The sequence below is a fragment of the Azorhizobium doebereinerae UFLA1-100 genome (genome assembly GCF_000473085.1).
GTDB classification, from domain to species: domain Bacteria; phylum Pseudomonadota; class Alphaproteobacteria; order Rhizobiales; family Xanthobacteraceae; genus Azorhizobium; species Azorhizobium doebereinerae.
In genome coordinates, this window is sequence record NZ_AXBA01000105.1 from 1 (window position 1) to 1148 (window position 1148).

General features: G+C 68.1%; 1 protein-coding gene. It reads left to right on the forward strand.

Annotated elements, in window-relative coordinates:
* Nucleotides 1-21: 21 nt before the first annotated feature.
* A partial coding sequence (locus YU1_RS0125780; protein ID WP_084540146.1) for a terminase large subunit domain-containing protein occupies nucleotides 22-1148 on the forward strand: 1127 nt, incomplete at its 3' end.

Genomic DNA, 1148 nt, shown 5'->3' on the forward strand with positions numbered 1-1148 from the left:
CGCGCCCGCACGGCGCGCGGCATGGATGTGATGTACATCTCCTATTCGCAGGAGATGACCCGCGAGTTCGTCGATGCCGCCGCCATGTGGGCGCGGGCCTTCGCACTGGCAGCTGCCGAGGAAGAAGAGTTCCTGTTCGCGGACGCCGACCCGGACCATCCCGGTGAGACCCGCGAGATCAAGGCCTTCCGCATCCGCTTCGCCTCCGGCTTCGAGATCATCGCTCTGTCCTCGGCGCCGCGCTCGCTGCGCGGCAAGCAGGGCCTCGTCATCATCGACGAGGCGGCCTTCGTGGAGAGCCTGAAAGAGCTGTTGAAGGCCGCGCTCGCCTTCCTGATGTGGGGCGGCCAGGTGGTGGTGGTCTCCACCCACAATGGCGATGCCAACCCCTTCAACGAGCTGGTGCAGGATGTGCTGGCCGGGCGCCGGCCCTATGCCCATGTGCGCATCGACTTCGACCAGGCGCTGCGCCAAGGCCTCTATGAGCGCATCTGCCTCGTCACCGGCGAGGACTGGACGCCGGAGAAGGAGGCCGCCTGGCGCGCCGAGATCATCGCCTTCTATGGTGACGGCGCCGACGAGGAACTGTTCTGCACCCCCTCGGAAGGCTCCGGCGCCTGGCTGCCCGGCCCCTTGATCGAGGCCCGCATGCGCACCGGCATCCCTTTGCTGCGCTGGGAGCTGCCGGCGGACTTCCTGCATCGGCCGGCGCTGATCCGCGCCGCGATGGTGGCCCGCTTCCTGGAGGATGTGCGCGCGGCGCTGGCGAAGCTGGACCCACACCGCCAGCATGCTCTGGGCTTCGACTTCGCCCGTGTCGCTGATCTCTCGGTGCTGTGGGTTCTCGCGCTCTCACCCACCACCCGCCGCGAGACCGTGCTGGTGATCGAGATGCGCCGCATCCCCTATGACGAGCAGGCGGCGCTCACCGTGGAGGTGATCCGCCGCCTACCGCGCTTCATGGCGGCGGTCTTCGATGCCACCGGGGCCGGCGGCTATGTGGCCGAGAACGCCCAGCGCAAGATCTCGCTCAGCGCCTGCGTCGCCCAGCAGCTCTCGGTGGAGTGGTATCGCACCGAAATGCCGCCCCTGAAGGCAGCATTCGAGGACGACATGGTCACCGTGCCCCAGGATGCGGAGATCCTGGC